The 24,108-nt window shown below is 46.3% G+C and carries 22 protein-coding genes and 1 other annotated feature; of the genes, 8 read left to right on the forward strand and 14 right to left on the reverse strand.

Annotation, left to right across the window (positions count from 1 at the left end):
• Position 1 precedes the first annotated feature (1 nt).
• Entirely contained in the window at positions 2 to 1,174 is a 1,173-nt protein-coding gene (gene ftsW / locus AC0YNT_RS18130) for a putative lipid II flippase FtsW (protein WP_475805907.1), read from the forward strand.
• Positions 1,175 to 1,236: 62 nt separating this feature from the next.
• Here ftsW and AC0YNT_RS18135 read toward each other — a convergent pair whose 3' ends face one another.
• Positions 1,237 to 1,620 carry an Asp23/Gls24 family envelope stress response protein gene (locus AC0YNT_RS18135; RefSeq protein WP_441894889.1) on the reverse strand — a complete coding sequence of 128 codons (384 nt, stop codon included), beginning with the start codon at positions 1,618 to 1,620 and terminating at the stop codon, positions 1,237 to 1,239.
• 179 nt (positions 1,621 to 1,799) lie between these two features.
• Between AC0YNT_RS18135 and cax the strand changes: the two genes are divergently transcribed.
• Positions 1,800 to 2,861, forward strand: a complete 1,062-nt coding sequence (gene cax / locus AC0YNT_RS18140; RefSeq protein ID WP_475805908.1) for a calcium/proton exchanger — start codon at positions 1,800 to 1,802, stop codon at positions 2,859 to 2,861.
• Positions 2,862 to 2,900: 39 nt separating this feature from the next.
• Here cax and AC0YNT_RS18145 read toward each other — a convergent pair whose 3' ends face one another.
• From AC0YNT_RS18145 to AC0YNT_RS18165, 5 genes are all read right to left on the reverse strand, one after another.
• On the reverse strand, positions 2,901 to 3,188 hold the full coding sequence (locus tag AC0YNT_RS18145; protein ID WP_127493480.1) for an Fpa/YlaN family protein: 288 nt from the start codon (positions 3,186 to 3,188) through the stop codon (positions 2,901 to 2,903).
• A 143-nt stretch (positions 3,189 to 3,331) separates the two neighbouring features.
• Entirely contained in the window at positions 3,332 to 3,574 is a 243-nt protein-coding gene (locus AC0YNT_RS18150; RefSeq protein WP_015845356.1) for an HPr family phosphocarrier protein, read from the reverse strand.
• 101 nt (positions 3,575 to 3,675) lie between these two features.
• Positions 3,676 to 4,791 (reverse strand): aminopeptidase, encoded by a 1,116-nt coding sequence (locus AC0YNT_RS18155; protein WP_167277944.1) that lies wholly within the window; start codon positions 4,789 to 4,791, stop codon positions 3,676 to 3,678.
• Positions 4,792 to 4,864: 73 nt separating this feature from the next.
• Entirely contained in the window at positions 4,865 to 5,563 is a 699-nt protein-coding gene (locus AC0YNT_RS18160) for a hypothetical protein (protein WP_475805909.1), read from the reverse strand.
• A 124-nt stretch (positions 5,564 to 5,687) separates the two neighbouring features.
• Positions 5,688 to 7,625, reverse strand: coding sequence for a sensor domain-containing diguanylate cyclase (locus AC0YNT_RS18165; RefSeq protein WP_475805910.1), 1,938 nt, complete (start codon positions 7,623 to 7,625; stop codon positions 5,688 to 5,690).
• 360 nt (positions 7,626 to 7,985) lie between these two features.
• Here AC0YNT_RS18165 and rpsD point away from each other — a divergent pair, with 360 nt between their 5' ends.
• The gene (rpsD, locus tag AC0YNT_RS18170) at positions 7,986 to 8,585 is read left to right on the forward strand and encodes a 30S ribosomal protein S4 (protein WP_475805911.1); all 600 of its coding nucleotides are present in this window, start codon (positions 7,986 to 7,988) and stop codon (positions 8,583 to 8,585) included.
• Positions 8,586 to 8,738: 153 nt separating this feature from the next.
• The gene (locus tag AC0YNT_RS18175) at positions 8,739 to 9,512 is read left to right on the forward strand and encodes a class I SAM-dependent methyltransferase (RefSeq protein ID WP_475805912.1); all 774 of its coding nucleotides are present in this window, start codon (positions 8,739 to 8,741) and stop codon (positions 9,510 to 9,512) included.
• Positions 9,513 to 9,568: 56 nt separating this feature from the next.
• Here the strand turns inward: AC0YNT_RS18175 and AC0YNT_RS18180 are convergent, their stop codons facing one another.
• The 3 genes from AC0YNT_RS18180 to tyrS form a co-directional block, all read right to left on the reverse strand.
• Positions 9,569 to 11,107 carry a flotillin family protein gene (locus AC0YNT_RS18180; RefSeq protein ID WP_475805913.1) on the reverse strand — a complete coding sequence of 513 codons (1,539 nt, stop codon included), beginning with the start codon at positions 11,105 to 11,107 and terminating at the stop codon, positions 9,569 to 9,571.
• A 30-nt stretch (positions 11,108 to 11,137) separates the two neighbouring features.
• Complete coding sequence (locus tag AC0YNT_RS18185) at positions 11,138 to 11,674, reverse strand: NfeD family protein (protein ID WP_475805914.1); 537 nt, start codon at positions 11,672 to 11,674, stop codon at positions 11,138 to 11,140.
• A gap of 113 nt (positions 11,675 to 11,787) precedes the next feature.
• Positions 11,788 to 13,044, reverse strand: coding sequence for a tyrosine--tRNA ligase (tyrS, locus tag AC0YNT_RS18190; protein ID WP_475805915.1), 1,257 nt, complete (start codon positions 13,042 to 13,044; stop codon positions 11,788 to 11,790).
• Positions 13,045 to 13,106: 62 nt separating this feature from the next.
• Positions 13,107 to 13,379: a binding site (T-box leader), on the reverse strand.
• 104 nt (positions 13,380 to 13,483) lie between these two features.
• Between tyrS and AC0YNT_RS18195 the strand changes: the two genes are divergently transcribed.
• Entirely contained in the window at positions 13,484 to 16,576 is a 3,093-nt protein-coding gene (locus AC0YNT_RS18195; protein WP_475805916.1) for a transglycosylase domain-containing protein, read from the forward strand.
• Between the two features lie 192 nt (positions 16,577 to 16,768).
• Here AC0YNT_RS18195 and acsA read toward each other — a convergent pair whose 3' ends face one another.
• Positions 16,769 to 18,493 (reverse strand): acetate--CoA ligase, encoded by a 1,725-nt coding sequence (gene acsA / locus AC0YNT_RS18200; protein ID WP_475805917.1) that lies wholly within the window; start codon positions 18,491 to 18,493, stop codon positions 16,769 to 16,771.
• A gap of 245 nt (positions 18,494 to 18,738) precedes the next feature.
• On the opposite strand from acsA, the gene AC0YNT_RS18205 reads away from it, so the two are divergent.
• Together AC0YNT_RS18205 and AC0YNT_RS18210 are read left to right on the forward strand one after the other, a co-directional pair.
• Positions 18,739 to 19,374 (forward strand): GNAT family N-acetyltransferase, encoded by a 636-nt coding sequence (locus AC0YNT_RS18205; RefSeq protein ID WP_475805918.1) that lies wholly within the window; start codon positions 18,739 to 18,741, stop codon positions 19,372 to 19,374.
• Positions 19,375 to 19,389: 15 nt separating this feature from the next.
• The gene (locus AC0YNT_RS18210; RefSeq protein WP_475805919.1) at positions 19,390 to 20,565 is read left to right on the forward strand and encodes an acetoin utilization protein AcuC; all 1,176 of its coding nucleotides are present in this window, start codon (positions 19,390 to 19,392) and stop codon (positions 20,563 to 20,565) included.
• Positions 20,566 to 20,608: 43 nt separating this feature from the next.
• Here the strand turns inward: AC0YNT_RS18210 and AC0YNT_RS18215 are convergent, their stop codons facing one another.
• The 4 genes from AC0YNT_RS18215 to AC0YNT_RS18230 form a co-directional block, all read right to left on the reverse strand.
• A complete protein-coding gene (locus AC0YNT_RS18215; protein WP_475805920.1) occupies positions 20,609 to 21,307 on the reverse strand; it encodes a 5'-methylthioadenosine/adenosylhomocysteine nucleosidase in 699 nt (232 codons plus the stop codon).
• On the reverse strand, positions 21,307 to 22,317 hold the full coding sequence (ccpA, locus tag AC0YNT_RS18220) for a catabolite control protein A (RefSeq protein WP_167277910.1): 1,011 nt from the start codon (positions 22,315 to 22,317) through the stop codon (positions 21,307 to 21,309). Before ccpA ends, AC0YNT_RS18215 begins: the two co-directional genes overlap by 1 nt.
• A 155-nt stretch (positions 22,318 to 22,472) precedes the next feature.
• Complete coding sequence (locus AC0YNT_RS18225; protein WP_167277908.1) at positions 22,473 to 22,886, reverse strand: hypothetical protein; 414 nt, start codon at positions 22,884 to 22,886, stop codon at positions 22,473 to 22,475.
• A 115-nt stretch (positions 22,887 to 23,001) separates the two neighbouring features.
• A complete protein-coding gene (locus AC0YNT_RS18230; protein ID WP_475805921.1) occupies positions 23,002 to 23,418 on the reverse strand; it encodes a VanZ family protein in 417 nt (138 codons plus the stop codon).
• Positions 23,419 to 23,472: 54 nt separating this feature from the next.
• On the opposite strand from AC0YNT_RS18230, the gene AC0YNT_RS18235 reads away from it, so the two are divergent.
• A complete protein-coding gene (locus AC0YNT_RS18235) occupies positions 23,473 to 24,006 on the forward strand; it encodes a type 1 glutamine amidotransferase domain-containing protein (protein WP_475805922.1) in 534 nt (177 codons plus the stop codon).
• Positions 24,007 to 24,108: the final 102 nt, after the last annotated feature.

The raw sequence follows: 24,108 nt of genomic DNA on the forward strand, positions 1-24,108 counted from the left end.
TATGAAGAAGACTCCGCAGAATGGCAGTCGTGGAAGACCGGACTTTCTGCTTCTTATTTTAACGCTTCTGCTAGTAGGCTTTGGACTTGTTATGGTGTTCAGCGCAAGCTCGAACATTGCACTTGTATCATCAGAATTCAATAATGACGCTTTATACTTTACGAAGCGACAGCTAATGTGGGCGATTCTTGGGATTTTCTCGATGCTTTTCCTCATGAATCTGCCTTATACCGTCTTCAAGCGGGGATTTCTAATCTTATTTATCCCCGTACTATTTATGTTGATGATCGTACCATTCACAGCTTCAAACATTAATGGCGCACATAGCTGGTTTAATCTTGGCCCATTTAGCTTCCAACCTACGGAACCGGCCAAGCTCGCAATAATCCTTTACTTAGGAGCACTCATCTCCAAGAAAAGCGAGAAATTTCGGGACTTCAAGAAAGGGCTGCTGCCGGTTCTTCTCATCGTAGGATTGATCTGTGGCCTCATTATGTTACAACCGGATCTAGGCTCTTGTCTGGTACTAGCATCATGTGCTGCAATTATGATCATTGCTGGTGGGGCAAATCTGAAGCAAGTAGGCCTTGTTGGCAGTATACTTGGGATTATTGTACTCATCATGGTTAGCATTAGCATGGCAACTAATCCTAATAGCTACCGAATTGCCCGATTTACAGCCTTTCTTGATCCGCTTGCAGATCAACAAAATACCAGCTTCCAGCTGGTATCCTCCCTGCAGGCGCTTGGACATGGCGGGTTTATGGGGGCAGGCTTTGGAGAAAGTGTTCAAAAACTGCACTACTTGGATTATCCTTATAATGACTTTATCTTTTCCGTCATAGCTGAGGAACTTGGATTTATCGGCGCAAGCTTGTTTCTCCTGTTCTTCCTGATTTTCCTCTGGCGGGCACTCATTGTTGCTCTTCGCTGTCCAGATCAATATGGGACTATTGTTGGAGTAGGTATTGTCGGATTATTCGGCATGCAAGCCTTCATTAATGTCGGCGGGGTTACAGGCGCTATTCCACTTACGGGTGTAACGTTGCCATTTGTCAGCTATGGAGGCTCTTCCCTCTTAGTTTGTCTTATGTGCATGGGGGTGCTTCTCAGCATTTCCCGAGAAGCGAATAAGCAGGACAAGCCCGTACGTTCAAAACGCATTCATACATAAAAAAGGCTGAACCGTTCAAATGAACGAATTCAGCCTTTTTTATGTATGTTGGTGCTCTTAGACTATTTCAACCGATGTTGCGGTTCTTCAGACGTTTCTTCCTCTTTGAAAGCAACGCCTTCCACTTTCACATTAACTTCTACGACGTTAAGACCAGTCATATTCTCAACGGACTCACGTACATTCAGTTGCAGCTGTCTGCACACCTCTTGAATCGGAATGCCATAATGAATGATAATGCGAAGATCGATCGCCGCCTCAAGCTGACCTACTTCTACCGATACACCTTTTTGAACGTTTTTACCGCTAAGCCGCTTCGCGAGCCCTTCGGAGATCCCGCCTGACATTCCGGCAATACCTGGAGTCTCAAGCGCTGCGAGTCCCGCAATCGTTGCCACTACATCGTCTGAAATACGGATAATGCCTGTTTGAAGGTCCTCGTTCATTTCATTCCACTCCTCAATTTGCCATATATCATTATTGTAATGGATGGCTCAGCGTGAAGCAAGAAAGGAAGTTCATCTTCGATAGACAAGTGTACAATATTTATGGAAAAGTTTACATGGTTGTCTTTTTTCGTTATGATTAATAATGATTTTTAGACATAGTTGAAGAGGTGGAATTGGTGAGACAGAAATTGTTTTACGGCGGATTAATTGTAATGTTCGCCTTAAGCGCTATCGGGCATTTCGCCCATTGGGACATGACAGTTCAATTTATCATTTCTGCCATCGCAGTTGTATTCGTGGCTGGCTTTCTTGGCAAGGCGACCGAGAGTGTTGCACACTACGCGGGACAACGACTTGGCGGATTTCTTAACGCCACATTTGGTAACGCAGCGGAACTGATTATCGCGATTTTCCTCGTCAAAGAGGGCTTGTTCGATACGGTAAAAGCAAGTATTACCGGCTCGATTATTGGTAACCTGCTTCTTGTTCTCGGACTTAGCCTTCTTGCAGGCGGCATCAAGTTCAAACAGCAGTTCTTCAATAATCAGTTGGCCGAGCACAATGCTACACTTATGATTATGGCAGTAATCGGTTTGTTTGTACCAGCTGTCTTTGTTGGGGCTGAGCATTTCTCCTTGAACAAAGATCATTTCCTCAGCATTACCGTAGCATGTATCCTTATCGTTTCTTATATCCTGTGGCTTGTATTCTCTATGATTACCCACAAGGATGTACTTGCGGACAAAGAAATGAATGCCGATCATGGCGAAGAACCTGCCTGGTCGAAGGGCATGTCCATTGTATTCCTGCTTGTCGCAACCGTTATGGTTGCTTTCGTCAGCGAATGGCTTGTCCATACGCTTGACAGCTTCTCGGAGAAATTCGGCTTATCCGAGCTGTTCGTTGGTGCATTCGTGATCGCGATTATTGGTAATGCAGCTGAACATAGTGCAGCGGTTATGCTGGCGATGAAAAATAAAATCGGCGCAGCAGTTGAGATCGCGATCGGCAGCAGCTTGCAGATTGCCCTATTCGTTGCCCCGGTGTTAATCTTGCTTAGCACAGTAATGGGCGGACAGACGATGGACATCATCTTCTCCCCTATTGAATTAACCGCCATTGGCGTATCAGTATTTATTGCGAAGTCGGTATCGAGGGATGGTACGACGAACTGGTACGAGGGTTTCCTCTTACTTATGGTGTACGTCATTCTAGGTGTTGCCTTCTATCTCGTATAATTACTGCTACAAAGAAAAAGAGTAGGCTCCTTAAGGAGTCTACTCTTTATTATTTAATGCTTCATACAATTGAGCGAGGTTACGCTCCAATCGGCTTAACATCTCTTTCCCGCTTTGCTCAGCAATCAACCCCGCGCGCACAGCAAAGTCAATCTCCCGCGAGAATCCATACATTTGCGTGTCCAAAACCTCTTCGTACAGCGGACACTGACGGGTCGTCAAGTTCTCCATCTGAACTTCGATAAGTTTTTCTATTTTACTCGCATCTTCCGTTAGGAGACGAAGCGCTTTCTCATGCAATTGAACCGTGACTTCCGGTGAAGACATCGTTTTCCCCCCTGTGCGTGTACCCGCCGTCGTCTATATCTTTTATATTAGACGAAAAAGAGCTAATACACAAGGACAAAACAAAAAAGCGTCTCTTCTTAATTAAAAGAAGAAACGCATTTTTGTGGTTGACCTAAACGGTCCTATTCGCTAATTACAGATACGTTCAAATTATGTTTTGCGAAAATCTCAGCCATTTTTGCTTTTGCTTCTTCCGCGTCTGGACCATGAACATGAAGCTCATAAGCGTGACCGCCTACCAGCGTCGTAAACAGTCCAAGAATGCTCTTCACGTCGATATATTTGTTATCGGCTTGCAGAACGATTGAGGAGCGGAATTGGCTAGCCGCTTGGGAAATTTCTACGATAGCTGCATTGTTGGACATGGGGAATCCCTCCAGTTAATTAGTAAAGCTTTCCTTGACCTCATGATAACCCGAAATATGTCATCCATCAAGAGAAAAGTTTAAAAACGCTTCATTTTCATTTATTTCAAATTTTCGGAATTTAGCGCTTCCAGCTCTGGCAGTACAAAAACGCCGTCTTTTCGAATCAAAACATCATCGAAATAAATTTCTCCGCCACCGTATTCCGGACGTTGAATCAACACTAAATCCCAATGAATGGAAGATCGATTACCATTATCCGTCTCTTCATACGCTTGACCTGGTGTGAAATGCAGGCTGCCTGCAATTTTCTCATCAAACAAAATATCGTTCATTGGATGCAGAATGTATGGATTAAAACCAATGGCAAACTCACCGATATAACGCGCGCCTTCATCGCTGTCCAATATCTCATTCAGCTTCGCGGTATCATTACTTGTCGCTTTGACAATTTTACCGTTCTCGAAGGTAAACGAAATGTTCTGGAACGTTGTTCCCGAGTATACGCTTGGTGCATTATACGTAATTACACCATTTACGGAATCACGAACAGGTGCAGAGAATACTTCTCCATCAGGAATATTGCGCTGACCGGAGCATTTTTTCGCACCAATTCCGTTAATAGAGAATGTAAGGTCAGTACCTGGCGATACGATCCGTACACGGTCAGTTCTGGACATTAGCGACTGCAGAGGATCTTGTGCACGGTCCATTTTCGCATAATCCAAATTACAAACGTTAAAGTAGAAATCCTCAAACGCTTCTGTGCTCATATTAGCCAGCTGCGCCATCGAAGGAGTCGGATAACGAAGAACAACCCACTTCGTCCGTTTAACCCTCTCCTCCATATGTACGGGATGTGTGTATAATTGCTCGTATAAGCGCATTTTTTCTTTCGGAACATCGGACAGCTCATTCACATTCGAACCCGAACGCACACCGATATAGCCTTGCATTTGCTCCATACGTTCCAAATCCAGCTTAGACCAAAGCTCAATTTGCTCTTTGGTTGCATGGGTCAGCATCGTACGCAGAACAGAGCGGTCGCTCAGCTCTACAAACGGTCTGCCGCCACGTTTGGTCACTTCTTCAATCAGACACTTCCCAAGCTCCAGCTCCAAACCGATCAAGTCGATCAGCACGTTCTCGCCTGGCTGTACATCAATTGAGTAGCCGACAAGGTTAGCTGCCAGCTTCTGTAATCTTGCATCACGCATATTTCTCAAACCTCCATCTTTTCAAGCACTGTTATGAAAAAACAGCCTTCGAACATATTAGCACGTTGACCGCCTATTGAACAGTTCCCGTCCCATCAAAGGAGTCGAATGTCACACTTGTATCCCGCTTCTCTTGTTTATCTTTCCCTGATAAGGAATATTGAAAGGTCGAGTGTTCAGTCAGCTTGAGAGGAATAAGGCTATTCCGGTCGATAAGGACATCATACTGTGACTTTACTTGCAAGGTCTTAAGCATTTTGTCCATTGTCTTGCGTGATTCATTAAGTTCCTTCATCCATGCATTCTTATAAGCTCCATCCTCTAATGGAGCATTAGAGGCAAGTTTGTTCATCTCCTGCTGAAGCTGTTCCTTCCACAGCTTGTTTGCCTCCTGGTCGTTCAACTGGACATGAAGCGCTACTGTATCACCAGTCGATACCGCATTATCAATACTGACTTGTTTATCCGCATTTTTCACTTTCTCGAGCAGCTCGCTTGGACTCCACTGAAGCTCTTCACCATCATCATTCTTGGCATGCAGCTTCGTATGCTCTTCAATATGTCCTTCAAAAGTACGCGGAGCATAAGACCATCCTTCGGCTGTAGAAACCGTTGTTTGCCCTGAGAATGCATATTGGTCGGTTCCCGCAAGACCGGCAATCGATAAGTTCAGCCATTCCTCTGGAGGACGGCTAGCATTCGAGCATCCTGCCAGAACGAGCAGCAACGCTGCAAGGGTTACCCCAGTCAAGGTATGATTAATTATTGTCATCTACTACACCTCCGTAAATACATCCATATAATCTTATCGTCCCCTGAACAGTCAGTGCCTTATTCGAGCTCATAAAAAGAAAAGGACACCTCAAAGGGTGTCCTTACAAATACGGGGTCAGGATTTAGTTGGCTTGTCCAACGTAAATCCGATTTCTTCCGTTATTTTTCGCCTCATACAACGCCATGTCAGCCCTGTAGAACAACGATTCTACACTTATCTTCTCATTCTCGAATGTCCATTCCGACACGCCGCAGGATACCGTTACGACCGGTTTGGTCTCCGCTTCAACATGTGTCCTGATCCGCTCTGCGATCCGGTAGGCTTGGTCGGAACGAATCCCCGGCAAATATACGGCCAGTTCCTCTCCGCCCCATCTTGCCGCAATATCGCCCTGACGAATGGAGCCTCGTATTATATTGCTGACCTGCACCAAGATCTGATCGCCTACTTGATGGCCAAATGTATCATTGATTTGTTTGAAGTGATCAATATCCACAAGAATGAGCGCTCCAAGCGGATCTTTTCGCTGACGGCTCTGAATTTGCTCATTCAGATAATGGCGGGCATGCAGCCCGGTCAGATTATCGGTAATGACCATTCTTCTTACTTCAGCATGCAGTGATGCATTCGTAATCGCAAGGCTGATATGGGTAGACATCACTTGAAGCAGCTTATAATTGTCGTAGGAGAAAAAGTTCGCACTCTTATGAGCAACCATTATAACGCCTTCAACTTCAGATTCCACCAGAATCGGCGTAGCGATCAGTGAACGCGCCCCTGTATTATCCATCAACTTCGAATTTACAACTCTCGTATGCCAATAATCCGAAATAATAAGCGGCTCTTTCGTACGATGTACGATGCCACTAAAACCGTATTCCGGTGAGAAATGCTCATTGGACATAGCTGGAATGTTACTGGACACGACAACAAACTGATTCTTTTCTTTATTAAGCTGCAGAATGCAGCAATAATCCGCATCAAATACGCCGAGAAGTTCCGTGGTCGCGAACTTGAATATCTCTTTTAGCTTGAGCGATTGATTCAGCCGTTTCGTCAGCTCGTTAATCAGTCTTAGTTCATTAATAAGCAAATTCGATTGCTCATACAGCTTTGCATTCTCAAATGCAGACCCTGCCGTATCAGCAAGAAGCAGGAACGCCGGTAAATCCGCATCATCCCAGCCTTCCGCATTAACGGTCAAGCATAATACACCGTAGGCTGCTTGTTTGCCTGTCATCGGCACGGCGAGTCTCTTCGTTCCATCACGGTCTTGTTCCGTCACCAGCTTGCCTTCGAGAAAAGATTTGGCTACCAGGTCATGCGCTGCATTCTTAAATACAAGCGGCCTAACACGGGGATCACCATTCACATGATCCTGTGACAGGAATAGATGTGCTGCCGAGTTCGGATAAAGCTGCTCAAGGCTGCTTAACATCTCAGATAATACCGATGTGACGTCAAACTGATCATAGAGCCGCTTAGCTGCCAGAAATAACGCATCACGCCTGCTTGCCTCTTTATCAGTACGTTGCTGATGCATGAGCAGATCCTTGATATATAGCTGCTCGAATCGTCGGTAAAAGCATGTCCGAAAATGTATAGCACTAAGCTGCGCAACATGTTTATCACTGCTGTGTTTTGTTTCCGTTATATAAACAAGTACACAAAAAGGACGATGATCTGAACGAGTGAATACTGGAACGGCCACAGCCCCCAGTGTATGTTCCTCTTCTGTCGTTCCTGATGCTATAATAGAGGCTGCCGCCTGCCGTGCAGTGGAGATCACATCGGCTTGCGAGTCTAATTTCACATTTGAACTGATCAAATTCATTTCCCAATCAAACAATATGAACTGTCCATCCTCAAACATAAGCTGCTCTCTCGTATCCTTGCACCAGCTTGCGAAGCTTTCTTGAAGCAAAGGCAGCAAGTATGGACTGTCTGCAGCTTGAATATCTTCGTTCTCAAACCATATTGTTCGCGTATCTTCTTCCATCCGATGAGCTGCCGCGGCAGCTACATCATTCGCCTGACGATAATTATATCGTTCCGCCATCGGCAACACCCAGCCCTTCCGTGCATTAAAGGAGCGAGTCTAGCAAACTATTATAATGAATATAATCATACTTTATTTTTGAGAATTTTGCACTACTCAAAATTCCAACATTTAGGTCTTTTGAACCGTTCTTGAAGCAATCTATGGCAGTTGCTGGCGCCTTGACAAAGGACCTCATTTTCATATATTATCTATTAATGAATGCATGGGCTTACGGTTTTGTGTCACCCTCGAGAGTACGTTCGCTGATAGACCAGCGGCTGAACTGTATATCAGGCTTCGAGAATTCAAGCATAGAGCGTATTCGGCGAAACACAACCCCATCCTCAAAAATCCAATTTTGAAGGAGTTACACAACTCATGTCACGTTATACAGGTCCTAAATTTAAACTCAGCCGCCGTCTTGGTATTTCCCTTAGCGGTACTGGCAAAGAATTGAAACGTCCATTCCCTCCAGGCCAACACGGTCCTAACCAACGCAAAAAGCTGAGCGGTTATGGCGTTCAATTGCAAGAAAAACAAAAACTTCGTCACATGTACGGTTTGAACGAGAAGCAATTCCGCAACTTGTTCGACAAAGCGGCTAAAATCAAAGGTATTTCCGGCGAAAACTTCATGATCCTTCTTGAAAGCCGTCTGGACAACCTTGTTTACCGTCTTGGCTTTGCTAACTCCCGTGCAGGCGCACGTCAGTTGGTATCGCATGGTCATGTAACAGTTAATGGCAAAAAAGTCGACATCGCTTCTTACACTGTATCGACTGGCGACGTTATTGGTCTGCGTGAGCGCAGCCGTGGTCAAAAATCGATCAAAGAAGCTATGGAAGGCCGTCATCACCTGCCTAACTACTTGGAATTCAACGATCAAGCTTTGGAAGGCAAATTCGTTCGCCTGCCAGAACGCGCTGAGCTGTCCCAAGATATCGACGAGAAACAAATCGTCGAGTTCTACAGCCGTTAATCGCTTGACTCAAAAACCCGAGAGCTTATGCCCTCGGGTTTTTACTTGCACATATTATAGGTTAAAACTATAAAGAGAATAGTTATTATATATTTCACTTATATGGATACCGGAGGTAAAACTATAGATATAACCAATTGGAGGCGATGTTACATGAACACTCAAGGCACACAGGCATGGAACCCCGGTACTTATGATTCGCAGCTTGGATTTGTATCCCAGCTAGGAAAAGGAATTATGGAATGGCTGGATCCTAAGCCAGATGAGCATATTCTTGACTTGGGTTGTGGCACTGGAGATCTGGCTGTTGAAATTGCGAAGGCTGGTGCACAGGTAACTGGGATGGATCAGTCGGAGACCATGATCTCTTCTGCAAGAACTAAATATCCGGATATTCATTTTTTCGTTGGTGATGGCGAGCAGTTTACCCTGGACGCTCGTTTTGATGCTGTTTTCTCAAATGCTGCCCTTCATTGGATGAAGAATGCATCAGGTGTTATTGAGTCGGTCCATCATGCTTTAAAAAGTGGTGGACGATTTGTCGCTGAATTTGGCGGCAAAGGCAATGTTGATACTTTCGTCCAAGCTTTCTATGAAGTAATGCCTCGCTACGGCATCAATCCTGCTGAGCGAAACCCCTGGTTCTTCCCTTCTATAGGGGAATATACGAGCTTGCTCGAGCAGCATGGCTTCCAAGTTCGGATCGCCGAGCATTTCGACCGGCCGACTCCTCTGCCCGAAGGCGATAAAGGTGTGATGCATTGGCTCGAAGGGTTTGGGGATGCATTCTTCAAAGGGTTGAATGATGCAGACAAACAGGCTGCTAAGCAAGAGGTATACGAATCTGCAAAACATAATCTGCAGGTTGTAAACGGTGTATATCAAGCAGATTACAGACGGATACGAATTGCCGCTGTTAAGTCTTGAAATAAAAAATCCCGAAGCGGATCTTGTGTCCGCTTCGGGATTTTTTTTGTGTTTGGTTACTCCTTCTTCTCGGTAGGCTCAGCCGGCTGTGGGATCTGTACAGATGTCTCAGAAGCAGCGGCCGCCGGTGTGGTTAGTGCACCACCGGACACCCGCGAAGTTAAGCCTTTCATCAAAGCATTCACGTCAATGCCCGAAACATTCTTAAGCATTTCCGGAGCTGTCGCCATTAAGCTGGTAACATAATTGCTTAAGCGAGCTGCTCCTTCACCATGACCGGTATCAACAACCGTAAGCTTATCGATACCTTTAATTGGCTCAGCAACTTTGCCTGCAAGCTCAGGCAGCATTTTCACGATAATATCGAGGATCGCTGCTTCGCCAAAGCTTTCAAACGCTTGAGCAAGCTTCTCTTTCGCCTCAGCTTCAGCAAGACCCCGCAGTCTGATTACTTCAGCTTCAGCTGTACCTTTTGCACGCTCAGCATCAGCTACAGCCATACCGTCGAGACGCTTCTGCTCGGCATTCGCCTTCGCTTCCGCTTCAATGCTATACTGCAGTGCATCCGCTTCACGCAGACGTTTCGTTTTATCCGCTTCAGCCGCCTGCTCAACCGCATAACGATCTGCTTCCGCCTTTTTCTTCACTTCTGCATCATACTGCTTCTCACGACGCAAGATCTCCTTTGCTTCCAGATCAATCTCGCGCTCCTTACGAACAAGCTCAACCTTCATTTGCTCTTCAACTACGCTTTGCTTAGCACGCGCTTCCTGAATGAAATACGCCTGATCCGCTTCTGCCTTAGCCATATCCTGATCACGCTTGAAGGAAGCAATCTTCAGCTCTTTTTCTTTCCCTGCCTCGGCGATATTCGTATCACGGAGCAGCTCCGCCTTCTGGCCTTCCTCTTCGGCAAGCGCCTTCTTAATTCTGGAGTCTCTTACAGCTTCCGCTTCGGCAATGTCCGCATCACGCTTAACAGCGGCGATACGGGGCTTACCAAGAGCATCCAAATATCCATGTTTATCACGCAAATCTTTTATTGTGAAGGAGACAATTTGCAGACCCATTTTCTTCAAATCCTTAGCGGCTACTCCCTGCACCTCTTGAGCGAATTTATCGCGATTCCGGTACACCTCTTCTACAGTCATTGAGCCAAGAATGGCACGCAGGTGACCCTCGAGCACCTCTTGCGCTTCACTCTTCAGCGCTTCTGTAGGCTTACCCATAAATTGCTCGGCTGCCGTCGCTACATCCTCAACGATCCCGCCGATTTTTATAATTGCAACGCCATCCGCCATAACGGGCACACCTTGCTCCGTATAGACCTCGGGAGTAGAGACATCGAGCTTATGAGAAAGCAATGATAAAAATTCAGCTTTCTGGAAAATCGGCAATATAAATGCGCCGCCGCCGCGTACAATTTTGATTTTACGCCCTGTTTCATCCGAGCTTACATTACGGCTTCCAAGAAAAGAACCAGTCACAATCATAGCTTCATCCGGACTAACCGTCCGATAACGTGCCCAAAAGGCAATACCGAGTATAACTAATACAGCAACAACAATAACAGGAATAATTAAATATTCTGGCATGAATAAACCCCTCTCAGCTTATGAAGCTTCTTAGTATGGATCTAACTTTGATACGTACAGCGTACTGTCCTTCACTTCCACAATAACGACCCTTGTTCCACCCGGAATCGCCTCTTTGTCGAAGCTCGCAGCAATTTGGTTCGTATTGCCCGCTCCCACCCTGACTAGTACTTCTCCGTAGCCTGTTGCAGGAATGGCCGTAAGTACTTCTGCGATCTTGCCGGTCAAATCTTTCTCAGACAGCGCAATGGAATTCTCGCTTTCGCTCATTGGCTTAACGTACAGGAAATAACCACCGCTGCCAATCAACACGCCACTAATTAAGGCAAGAAGCAGAACAATAATCACCGCTATGGTCGTGTAATGCATAAGCAGTAATCCCGCGCCTCCAAACGCTGTAATCCCACCAACAAGCGTTGTTGGATTCATCCACGGATGTCCATCCAGCGATAAAAAATCAAGGATGCCTCCAAGCGCATGACCAATCAAATCTCCCAGCAGGGCGCTAATAATGGCATATAACGCTCCACCGACGAAACATCCCCAGAATATCGCCTCCAATTCCATCCCCCTCTCACAGCATCCATATGCTGTTAATTCATACGCATATACCGCCTCTTTTGTTGCGAAAAAAAAGAAGCTTGTATTCGCAAGCTTCTTCAAAGCACTATTTTTGCTGATTATCCCAGCTTCACTTTAATAAATTTCCGTTTGCCAACTTGTACAACGTCTCCGTCTTGAAGCGTAATCACGGCGTCAACATCGGACAGCTTTTCTTCATTAATACGTACAGCACCTTGCTGAACGCTCCGCTTTGCTTCGCTGACGGACGTTTGCAATCCGGTAAACGTAAGCAGCTTCACGAGCTTGATTTGGCCGTTATCCAGCTCGGTTGCAGGAATAACCGCTTCTTCAATGTCGGTAGGAAGAGCACGCTGCTGGAATACAGTAATGAAGTTTTGCTGCGCAGCTTCAGCTGCTTCTTCGCCATGGTACATACGGACAAAGGTTGCTGCAAGGCGCATCTTCGCATCACGAGGATGAACCGTTCCGTCAGCAAGGCCAGCCTTAAGGGTAGCCAGATCTTCGTTGCTCATATCTGTCGCCAGCTCGTAGTATTTCACCATCAGCTCGTCCGGGATCGACATCGATTTGCCGTAAATCTCACCTGGCTCTTCATCAATACCGATGTAATTGCCAAGGCTCTTACTCATCTTGTTAACACCATCAAGACCTTCGATGATCGGAGTCATAATCGCAACTTGCTGCGATTTGCCGTACTCCTTCTGCAGAGTACGTCCCATGAGCAGATTGAACTTCTGATCCGTTCCGCCAAGCTCTACATCTGTTTCCAAAGCAACCGAATCATAACCTTGCATCAGCGGGTAGAAGAACTCATGAATGCTGATCGGCTGACCTGAGGAGTATCGCTTCGTGAAATCATCACGCTCAAGCATACGGGCAACTGTCAGTTTAGCCGACAAAGTTACAACATCTGCGAAGGTCATAGGAGCAAGCCATTCGGAGTTGTAATACAGCTTTGTTTTCTCCGGATCAAGAATTTTGTAAATTTGCTTCTGGTATGTTTCCGCATTGCGCTTCACATCTTCTTCCGTAAGCTGTTTGCGCGTCTCGGATTTGCCAGTTGGATCACCAATTCGACCCGTGAAATCACCGATAATCAGCTGTACTTGATGACCAAGCGTTTGGAACTGACGAAGTTTATGAAGCACTACCGTATGCCCAACATGAATATCCGGTGCAGACGGGTCAAGACCAAGCTTAATTTTGAGCGGTGTGCCCGTTGCTACGGAATTCGAAAGCTTCTCAACAAGCTCTTCCTCAGGCACGATCTCCACAACTCCACGACGGATAACACCAAGCTGGCGTTCCACTTCTGCTTTTTGATTTTCCGATAACTGATCCCATTTCACCATACAACTTTCCTCACTCTCTAAGCGTCTATAGTTAAAAATGAACACAAAAAATCCTTCCAGCCCCAAGGGACGAGAAGGATTAGCTCGCGGTACCACCCTCGTTAGAGCTCGCCGCCATTTTGTTCCAAAATGGCAATAATTACACGGCTCTCACTTCATTGCTTGATAACGGAGTTGCAACTCCGAAGCAGACTACTGGCTTCCGATTGAAATCGGCCGTTCCTCCACTTACTCCGGGCGGTAATTCAACATGCGGCGTGCACCGGTTCGCACCATCCACCGGCTCTCTGATCAACACAATTCGCAGTTTACTAAAAACCCATCAACGCATTATAGTTTTTATACCACAGGGGTAATGCTAAGTCAATGATGTTAGTGCTTCAAATTATTTATTTGTGTTATAATAGGTTTTGGTCATTTAGAGGGGGAGTTCATACATATGCAAGAAGAAGATCGCAAATCACCGCCGCCCCGCGGGAGCGGATGGCGTACATTCGGAATCGTAACATTGATGACTGTCAAATGGCTCATTTATTTCGGTATATTTATTGGGTTATTAACTGGCGGAGCCTTAACCGGTTATGTCGCCTCGCTTGTAAAAGGCGAGGAAGTTCGACCGCGAACTTTAATTGAAGAAAAAGTGAACGAGAACTCAATTACAGGATATGTGTATTTCAACGACGAGACGCTGGTCGGACAACTTCGGACAGAAGAAGACCGTACTCCGATCGAATACGACGACTTGCCACAGCAGGTCATTGATGCCGTTCTCGCGATTGAAGACAACAACTTCATGAATCACCATGGTGTTGATATTAATGGCCTGGGACGAGCTGTTAAACAGAAGCTCTTAAATGAAGATACGCAGACCGGCGGCAGTACATTGACCCAGCAACTCGCTCGCCGAGTGTTCCTCAGCTTGGACAAGACAGACAGCCGTAAGGTGAAGGAAATGTTCCTCGCTCTGCGGATGGAAAGATATTTGACCAAAGGTGAAATACTCGCCGCTTACTTGAATAAAGTACCATTTGGCAATGGCTCCAGCGGCTATAACCTATACGGCATTAAGTCAGCAGCCAGAGGTTTGTTCAATATTACTGACCTTAACCAATTAAACATTGCACAGTCCGCTTACCTTGCCGGTCTGCCGCAGCGGCCTTCCGCGTACACCGCCTTTACAAGCAAAGGCCAATTCGATGAAGAAGGCTTCCTGCTTGCCATCGAACGCCAGGGCACGGTTTTATCGCAAATGTTAAAGTTCGGCCGTATTACGAAAGAACAGTATGATGAAGCGAAAGCTTTCGATATTCGTTCTTCACTTGCACCACCATCAGAGAAGGCTTATACGACCTATCCTTATCTGATGCTTGAAGCAGAGCGCCAAGCTGCTGAAATTATGCTTCTTCAAGATAATCCGAACCTGACAGCTGCGGATCTGAAGAAGAAAGAAAATGCTCCTCTGATTGAGGAAGCCCGTCAGCATTTGCTCAATGGCGGTTATCATGTCTATACGACGATCGACAAAGATATTTATAAAATCATGCATACTATAGCTGCAGACGATAAAAACTTCTCGCCGTTCAGCAAGGAGAAGGGTCTTGAACAGACAGCAGCTGTCATGATCGACCATAAGACTGGTGCGATTCTCAGTATGCTCGAGGGCCGTGACTTCTACGAGGAGCAAATGAACTTTGCTACCCAGATGACACGTCAGCCTGGTTCAACGATGAAGACCATCGCTGCTTATTTACCTGCAATTGATAAAGGCTTGATCCAGCCTGCTAGTATCGTGGATGATGCACCGGTTGTGTTGAAGGATGGTCAAAAGGGCTTCCATATTCCGAAAAACTCGACCAATCGATATTTGGGTCTTGTAACGGCACGCGAAGCGCTTAATCGCTCGCTTAACTTGCCGGCAATCAAAATCTTCCTTGATGATGTCACGATCAAAGGCGCATGGAAGTTTTCCCGCGAGCTAGGTATTACAACGCTTCAACCACAGGATGATAATGCACAAACCGGTGTAATCGGTGGCCTCAGCATCGGCGTATCCGTTGAAGAACTGACCAATGCATACGGTGCTATTCCAAACAAAGGCGTCTTCAACGATGCTTATATGATTCAGCGTATTACTGATGCGAACGGCAAACCTGTCTTCGAGCATAAAGAAACACCAAAACAGGTATTCTCGCCTCAAACAGCGTTCCTCGTGACAGATATGCTGAAGACAGTTATCTCGAGTGGTCAAGGTACAGCGCATTCTCTGACATCGGACTTCAAGCAATACGGTAAAATTCCGGTAGCAGGCAAAACCGGTTCGACTCAAAGTTATGGCGATGTATGGTTTATGGGCTTCACACCTGACATTACGCTTGGCGTATGGGCAGGTTATGAGGAACAAATTCACTCCTTGTCTACTGATGGCAAGAAACGGGCGCGTTCGATTTGGGCCCTCATGATGAATGAAATTACGAAAGCAAAACCGGATCTGTTCCCTTCAAAAGAATTCGAAAGACCTTCCGGTCTTGTAAAAGCAACCGTCTCGAGTGCAAGCGGTAAGCTTCCTAGTCAGTTGACTAAGGAATCGGGTAAACTTGTAACGGATTGGTTCAACAAAAAATACTTGCCTAAAGAAACAGATGATGCCTTAGTGAAAATGGCGTACATTCCATTCAACGGTGTCAATTATGTTCCAAATCCGGCAACACCGGCGGATATGGTTAGAGAGCAAATTGTTATTAAACGTAAGAAACCGCTCGATGAATTAATGGATGAGATCAGAGCTGCACAAGAGAAGCTTCCGGCTAGCAGCAGAAAGCCGATTGAATCCTATTTACCTGCTGATGCAGATACAAATGCGCCATCCAAAAAGGATCCACGTGTAGATGATGGCAATGCGCCAAACGCGCCAAGCAACGTGAAGCTTCAGTCGATTGGCTCCGGCGTAGTTATGCTAACCTTTACTGGTGGAACGGAAAAGGATATTGTCGGCTACAGGATCTACCAATCCATTAATCAGGCACCTGCTAAGAAGCTTGGGGATTCCATCCTCGTTGGCGATGAGTTGAAAGTGAAAATTAATGTATCTGGCAACCAAGGCTACGGCTTCTATGTTACAGCGGTAGACGTTGCTGGCAAGGAATCCGCAGCTAGTCAAGTAGTTCAGTTCGGCAATGGTTCATCATCAACTACTCCTGTTATTCCAGGTATGCCTGGTGATGGATCAGGTGGTACGGATGGAGGAACGGAGCATCCTGATTTAGCCCCTCCTTCTGCTCCAAGCGGCTTAGTTGCGACACCAACCGCTTTAAGTGTTCTGTTAACCTGGAACTCGAACTCGGATGCAGAGTACGTAACTAAGTATCATGTGTTCTACAGTGCAAATAACGATGACAAATACGTCGAGGTTGGAGCAACACAAAATCCAAGCTTCGAATATGCCTCACCACTTACAACCGGATCATTTTATGTCATCTCGGAAAATGACACCGGTAAGTCACCGCCTTCTCAACATGTGAAGGTGGGGAAATAAAACTCCGCATTTGAATGTTCTTCCGATCGCTGTTGTACCCGGATTCCTTGAACAAGTTACATCTAGTGGAATCCGGGTACAAAGGCGAGTCTCCAGAATCATTCAACCTGCTCCGTTAAGAGTGGAAAAGAAAAAGACAAAGGCGCCACTGGGGTTATCCCGGTGGCGCCTTTTGTTGTAGTAAGAGAAAAATTAGTCCTCGATTGTAGATAAATCACCTGTTGGGAGGTTTAGTTCCCAAGCTTTCAGGACGCGGCGCATGATTTTGCCGCTGCGTGTCTTCGGAAGTTTATCTTTGAACTCGATCTCACGTGGTGCAGCATGGGCAGACAGTCCGATCTTCACGAACTGTGCAATCTCCGCCTTCAGCTCATCCGACGCTGTGTAGCCCTCACGAAGCGCAATAAAGGCTTTAATAATCTCACCGCGCATTGGATCCGGCTTGCCAATTACACCCGCTTCAGCGACCGCTGGATGCTCCACAAGCTTACTCTCAACCTCAAATGGACCTACACGCTCCCCAGCTGTATTAATAACATCATCAATACGCCCTTGGAACCAGAAGTAGCCGTCTTCATCCATATAAGCAGAGTCGCCAGAGATGTACCAGCCCTGGATGCGGAAATACTCTTCATATTTTGATGGGTTGTTCCAGATCTTCCGCATCATCGCTGGCCAAGGCGTTTGAATCGCCAGATTGCCCATCCGATACGGCGGCAGCTCATTGCCTTGATCATCAATAATTGCCGCTTTGACACCTGGTAGTGGTTTGCCCATCGATCCTGGCTTAATATCCATTGACGGATAGTTGCAGATCAACTGCCCGCCTGTCTCTGTCATCCACCATGTATCATGGATACGCTGGTTATATACCTTCATTCCCCAACGTACAACTTCTGGATTAAGCGGCTCACCTACGCTAAGCACATGTCGCAGGCTCGACAGATCAAAGCTGTTCACCAGCTCATCTCCAGCGCCCATCAGCATACGGAATGCAGTAGGTGCGCTGTACCAGACGGTAACGCCGTATTTCTGAATCGTGCCGTACCAATCGCTTGGGCTGAAGCGTCCGCCTCGGATAACATTGGTCGCTCCATTCAGCCAAGGCGCGAATACGCCATAGGAAGTACCGGTTACCCAGCCTGGATCAGCCGTACACCAGTAGATATCGCCTTCTTTCAAATCCAGAACGATTTTCCCTGTGTAATAATGCTGAACCATCGCATTTTGAACGTGGAAGACGCCCTTCGGTTTGCCGGTCGAACCGGATGTATAATGCAGAATCAGTCCATCCTCACGTCCAAGCCATTCAATCTCGGTCTCATCAGACGCTTGTGCCATCTCTGCACTAAAATCTACAACCGTGTCATCAGCAGCCACATTGTCGCCAAAAACAATAATATGCTTCAAATTTGGCAGCTCATCGCGTTTAATACGTCCGAGCAGTGCTGGTGTTGTAATAATAGCCGTTGCTTCACTATCCTGTAGACGGTCTTTCACAGCCGTCTCCATAAATGCCTCAAACAACGGACCAACTACAGCGCCAACCTTCAAGGCACCAAGTACACTGAAATATAATTCCGGCGTACGAGGCATGAAGATAAATACCCGCTCGCCCTTGCCAATGCCAAATTTCCGTAATACATTCGCAAAACGATTCGACTGCTTGCTCATTTGCTCAAACGTGTAAGATTCATCACGTGCGTTGTCACTATAATAAAGGGCAATATTAGCACCTTTACCGGACTCCACATGACGGTCAATGGCCTCGTACGCCATGTTTACTTTTCCTGTCTCATGCCAGCTGAAATGGCTTTCAATCTCTTCCCAATCAAAATCAACTGTTGCTTGTTCATAATTTGGAAGGTTAGGATTTGTTGCCACCGCTGGAATTCGTTCTTGATGTAAGTTGATCATTCTATCACTCTCCCATCAAATCTGTTAAACATTAACCACAAAGAATACGCTTACAATCACTAGCCGGATCTTGCAGGCAAACAAGCCGGACCTATTATACCGATTCTTTCGGTTACTCAACCGCCACAACAATTATAACATAGTGACTTTCCGTTCGACTACGCTTTTCATTTCCCTTGATGTCTGCTATAACCATAATTATAAAAGGTTTGGGAGCTCACGGCCTCGGAAAGGAGAACCCGTAATTGGAGCATCGCAAAATATATCATGAGCAGCAAATAGAATTGCAAGATGGTCGGATTTGTCTCATTGAAGGTCCTGTCCCACCAGAATCCTTGCAATTATTAACGATGCATGCTGGTCTTGACGCTTTTCGAAGGCCCAAAGACCAGCATGAAGCTCTAGTTGAGATTGCCGGTCTGGAAGAAGGACGTATGATCATTGCTAGAGTCGACGAAATGATCGTTGGTTATGTCACCTTTCATTATCCTGATGAATTAGAACGCTGGTATGAAGCTGGAATGGCTGATCTGATTGAACTTGGTGCAATTGAAGTGGCCGATCAATATCGGTCTTACGGACTTGGTAAAAAAATGATTCAACTTGCCTTCGCAGATGAACAGCTCGAGAACATGATCGTTTTCACAACCGAATATTATTGGCACTGGGACTTGGAAGGAACCAAGCTCAACGTATGGGAATACCGAGGTATTATGGAAAAATTGATGAAATCCGTTGGCATGGTTTGGTATGCAACTGATGATCCGGAGATCTGCTCACATCCGGCCAATTGCCTGATGGTGCGCATCGGCAAAGAAGTCCCTCAAGAGTCCGAGGAGCAATTCGACCGTATCCGATTCCGTCAGCGGTTTATGTATTAATTGGGAGGTTAAGAAGTGACTAACGCTATATTCGTTCATCATTCTGACAGTACCCGTTATCAATTCGGAGAGCAGCATCCTTTTAGTCCGATTCGGATGACCTTAACCATCGATTTACTGAGAGCTGTAGGAGCCCTGCATGACGACCAGATAGCATCCCCCTCAATCACCGCTGATCAAGCGCTGCTCTCTCTCGTCCATCGGGAAGATTACATAAGCGCTGTACAGCGGCTAAGCTTGGACAAGCCTAATGTAGAAGATACTGCAGCAGCTGGACGATATGGGCTCAACACTGAGGATACTCCTTTTTTCCCGGGAATGCACAATGCTGCAGCAACTATCGCAGCCGGCTCCGTACATGCTGCAGAGCTCGTCATGAGTGGCGCGGCAAACCATGCCTATCATATGGCTGGCGGGCTTCATCACGCTTTCCCAGACCGCGGATCGGGGTTCTGTGTCTATAACGACGCTGCGGTTGCTATACAATACATACGTCAACATTACGGAGCACGAGTGCTTTATATTGATACCGATGTTCATCATGGAGACGGCGTTCAGTGGAGCTTCTATAATGAGCCTGAAGTATGTACCTATTCCATTCATGAAACCGGCAAATTTCTGTTTCCTGGAACCGGCTTTGTACATGAGCGAGGTGCGGATACTGGCTTCGGAGCATGCTTTAACGTACCAATGGAGCCTTATACGGAAGATGATTCATGGCTGGAATCGTTCCGAAGCTCTATTACCAAGATTGCAGAGGTATTCAAACCTGATATCATAGTCAGCCAACATGGCTGCGATGCGCATGCCTATGATCCCTTGTCGCATATACACTGCAGCATGCGTATCTATCAAGAGATGCCTGTTATTATCCATGAGCTTGCTCACAAGCATTCAGAAGGCCGCTGGGTGGCTCTGGGAGGCGGAGGATACGATTGGTGGCGTGTTGTCCCTCGTGCTTGGTCGCTCGTCTGGCTTACAATGTCCGAGCACCCTATCGTTCAGAAATTGAATAATGGCGAAGACGTGCCTTTACCAGCAGCCTGGCTGGATAAATGGTCGGGAGCAAGTCCTACCCCGCTGCCAGACTGCTGGCTGGATGATATGAGTCAAGTATTGCCTATCCCACGCAGGGCGGAGATCGAAGTGAAAAATCGCCAAACAACAGCTATTGCGGTGCAGGATTTATAAATCAAAAACGTCCGTACCATCAGGTACGGACGTTTCCTTTTCTCTATATATGCTGGATCATATCATCGATAATCGCATACGAGTTGTTCGCTGCAGTTACCGTAAACTCTGCATAGTTGACATGCGCTGAACCATCAGCTTTATCCGACATCGAACGAATAACAACAAATGGAACCTCATTCATATCACACACATGAGCGACCGATGCCCCTTCCATCTCCGCACACGCGCCTTGCATCGTTTCATACAGCTCACGAACCGTATCACGACTTGCGATAAACTGATCACCGGATAATACTTTGCCGATCAGGCTACGTCCTTCGAACAAACGCTCACTTGCTTCCGATGCAAGCGAGATAAGCTTCTCATCTGCCACAAACTCTGAACGCTCCTGGAACGGAATAACGCCTTTGGCAAATCCGAGCGGAGTAACATCCATGTCATGCTGCACGCAGCTGGATGATACAACGATATCACCAATATTAAGACGTGGGTCAAGCGCACCCGCTACACCAGTGAACAATACGGAATCTACGTCCATATCAATCAGGATCTGCGTACATACTGCAGCATTGACCTTTCCTACTCCAGACTTGCAAAATACAACCGTCTTGCCGTGCAGCTGCCCTTCATAATAGGTGATGCCGGCTTTCGTAACACTGTTTGTTACGTTTACGTTCTGATGCAACAGTTCAATCTCTTCAACCATTGCTCCGATAATGCCAATCTTGTTAAAACCCATTATGCTTGCAAACCTCCAACAGATTGTCTAATGACAATTTCATGCGGTAAAATGACTTTTGCGTTCTCAACTACTTCTTTCTTCATCAGCTTCGTGAGCAGACGCATCGATACGGCACCGATGTCATACATCGGCTGAGCAACTGCCGTCAACTGAGGACGAACCATCGAAGCCATACGTGTATTATCTACGCTAATAACGGATACATCATCCGGTACTCTCAGTCCGGAATCTTGAATGCAATGAATAGCGCCAATGGCCATTTCATCCGTAGCGGCAAATACAGCCGTTGGGCGTACCGACAGATCAATGAAATATTTCATCGCTTCAGCGCCGGACTCATAACGGTAATTGCCTGTCCGAACAAGCGACTCGTCATAAGGAATACCCGAATCCTCAAGGGCACGCTTGTAGCCTTGATAACGGGAATAACCATTTGCCGGATCCTGCAGAGTTCCACTGATCATAGCAATACGTGTATGACCTTGCTCTACCAGCTTGCGGACCGCATCATAGGCCGCTTCTTCATGATTAATATCAACAGACGGGATTTGTCCGTTCTCATCAGTCGTCGCACAAAGTACGATTGGTACATTCGCAGTCTTGAACGCCTGCATATGCTCTTCTGTAACAGCACCGCCCATGAACAAGAGGCCGTCTACTTGCTTCTCCAGAAGAGTGTTAATAACACGGATTTCTTTGTCTTTCTTCTTATCCGCGTTACACAAAATGATATTATAATGATACATATTCGCAATATCCTCGATACCGCGGGCAACCTCGGCGAAATTCGCATTCGAAATATCCGGAATTACGACTCCTACCGTAGTTGTTTTCTTGCTTGCGAGGCCTCGTGCAACTGCATTCGGACGATAACCGAGTCGTTCAATAGCCTCGTATACCTTTTTGCGCGTTGCCGGTTTAACATTCGGATTATTATTAACAACCCGAGAAACCGTAGCCATCGATACTCCTGCTTCTCTTGCTACATCATAAATGGTAACCGTCACGGACTTCTCTCCATTATCTCAAATTTTATTTACGCTCGCTGCATATTAACGTAATCATACGACAAAATATTACTTTTCGCAATGTTAGCGCATGCACAGCCTTAAATAAACCCCTTCATGCTGCAGCAAACTGGAGAGCGATATTCCCGTATGGCTTATGTATGCAAGGACCGCCTGCTAAGTTGAGATAGTCTTTTGTTAATATCAGCAATCCATTCCTCATCATGAAGCGATTGCGCGATTAGATGTACATCAAGTAAATTATTAATCCGCTCTTGCGTCAGCTGTTCGATATGGTATGGATCCGTATGCTTACGGTGCTCGCTTGCTTCAACAAGCAAATCCGCCCATTCATTACATTCGTTAAATAAAAAGGTTTGTTTCGGTGGTTCTTGGCCTAGCTTTGCGATGAGGCCGGTCAGATCCGGTTTCACATCGGGTAGTACTTCGCTGCGGCTGCATACCGAACAAGAAAATACTGGGACATTGTCAATTTCAACTTTGCCCGAATAGATCACTGTACGCAGTTTCATCTTCATGATGTCACCGCAATGACACCTTTTCTGCACTTTGGCCCACTCCTTTACGCGCGGCTGCTTTTCCATTTCTATTTCTTTTTTCGCTGCGTAAAGGATTCGACCTTTTCTACAAAAAATCCTGCTTATCTGCACTATGTAATTTTTACTATGGAGCAACTTTCCGCCAACGTCTTTTTATCCGCGGGATGGCTGCTAATATAACCCATACAGCTGCCCCAATCATATCATTACGGATATCTAGCACGTCAGTCATTCTGCCGCCTACAAACGATTGATGGAACTCGTCCGTTACACCGTAGAGGCCGCAGCCAATCACTATGAAGCATTTATAGAGGATACGGTCTCCCTTGGCTCCAATTGCATAATCAAAAGTAATGGCTAATAAAAAATAAGCGAGAAAATGTCCCCAGTCAAAGCTCGACATAGATGGGAAGAAGCGCTGGAAAAACGGCAGCATCGTGTTCATCTCATCACCCGTCCGGGAAGAAAATCCGAAAATGACCGCCATCCATAGGACAGCCGGGATAAAACGTATTAGTCGGCGTTTGTTCGTTTGATTCATGAGTTCTCCTTCGTTACAATGAAAATGAAATAATAAATATAGGAGGAAATCAAAATGTCATTACATAATAAAACTGTTATTTGTCTTCTTGATGACGAGTTCGAGGATCTTGAGCTATGGTACCCGGTTTATCGCGTCCGCGAAGCCGGAGCAACTGTCCTGTATGCCGGTCCTGAAAAAGGGAAAAAGCATATCGGAAAATACGGTGTTCCTGCTGTCGCTGACCTGTCCTTTGACGAAGTGAACAGCGCCGACATTGCCGGTCTGCTTGTGCCTGGCGGCTGGGCGCCGGACAAGCTTCGCCGCTATCCGAAAGTACTGGAGCTTGTTAAGGAGCTTGATGCTGCTGGCAAGCCAATCGGTCAAATCTGTCACGCAGGCTGGGTGCTTATCTCGGCTAAAATCCTGCAAGGTCGTAAAGTTACCTCTACACCAGGTATTCGCGATGATATGGAAAATGCCGGAGCAGAATGGTTTGATGAAGCTGTTGTAGTTGATGGCAACATCATTTCAGCCCGCCGTCCACCTGATCTGCCTCCTTATGCGAAAGCATTTGTGGATGCACTGGAACAGCAGGCTCAAGAGTAACAAGGCTGCGCCCCCTTAGAAGGAGCAGCATACGTTTCGCGTGTGAAATATAAGCGTAGTATTGGGAAATCTTATACTTTCTTATATTTGAATACAAAAGGA

Source organism: Paenibacillus sp. J22R56 (assembly GCF_056269375.1).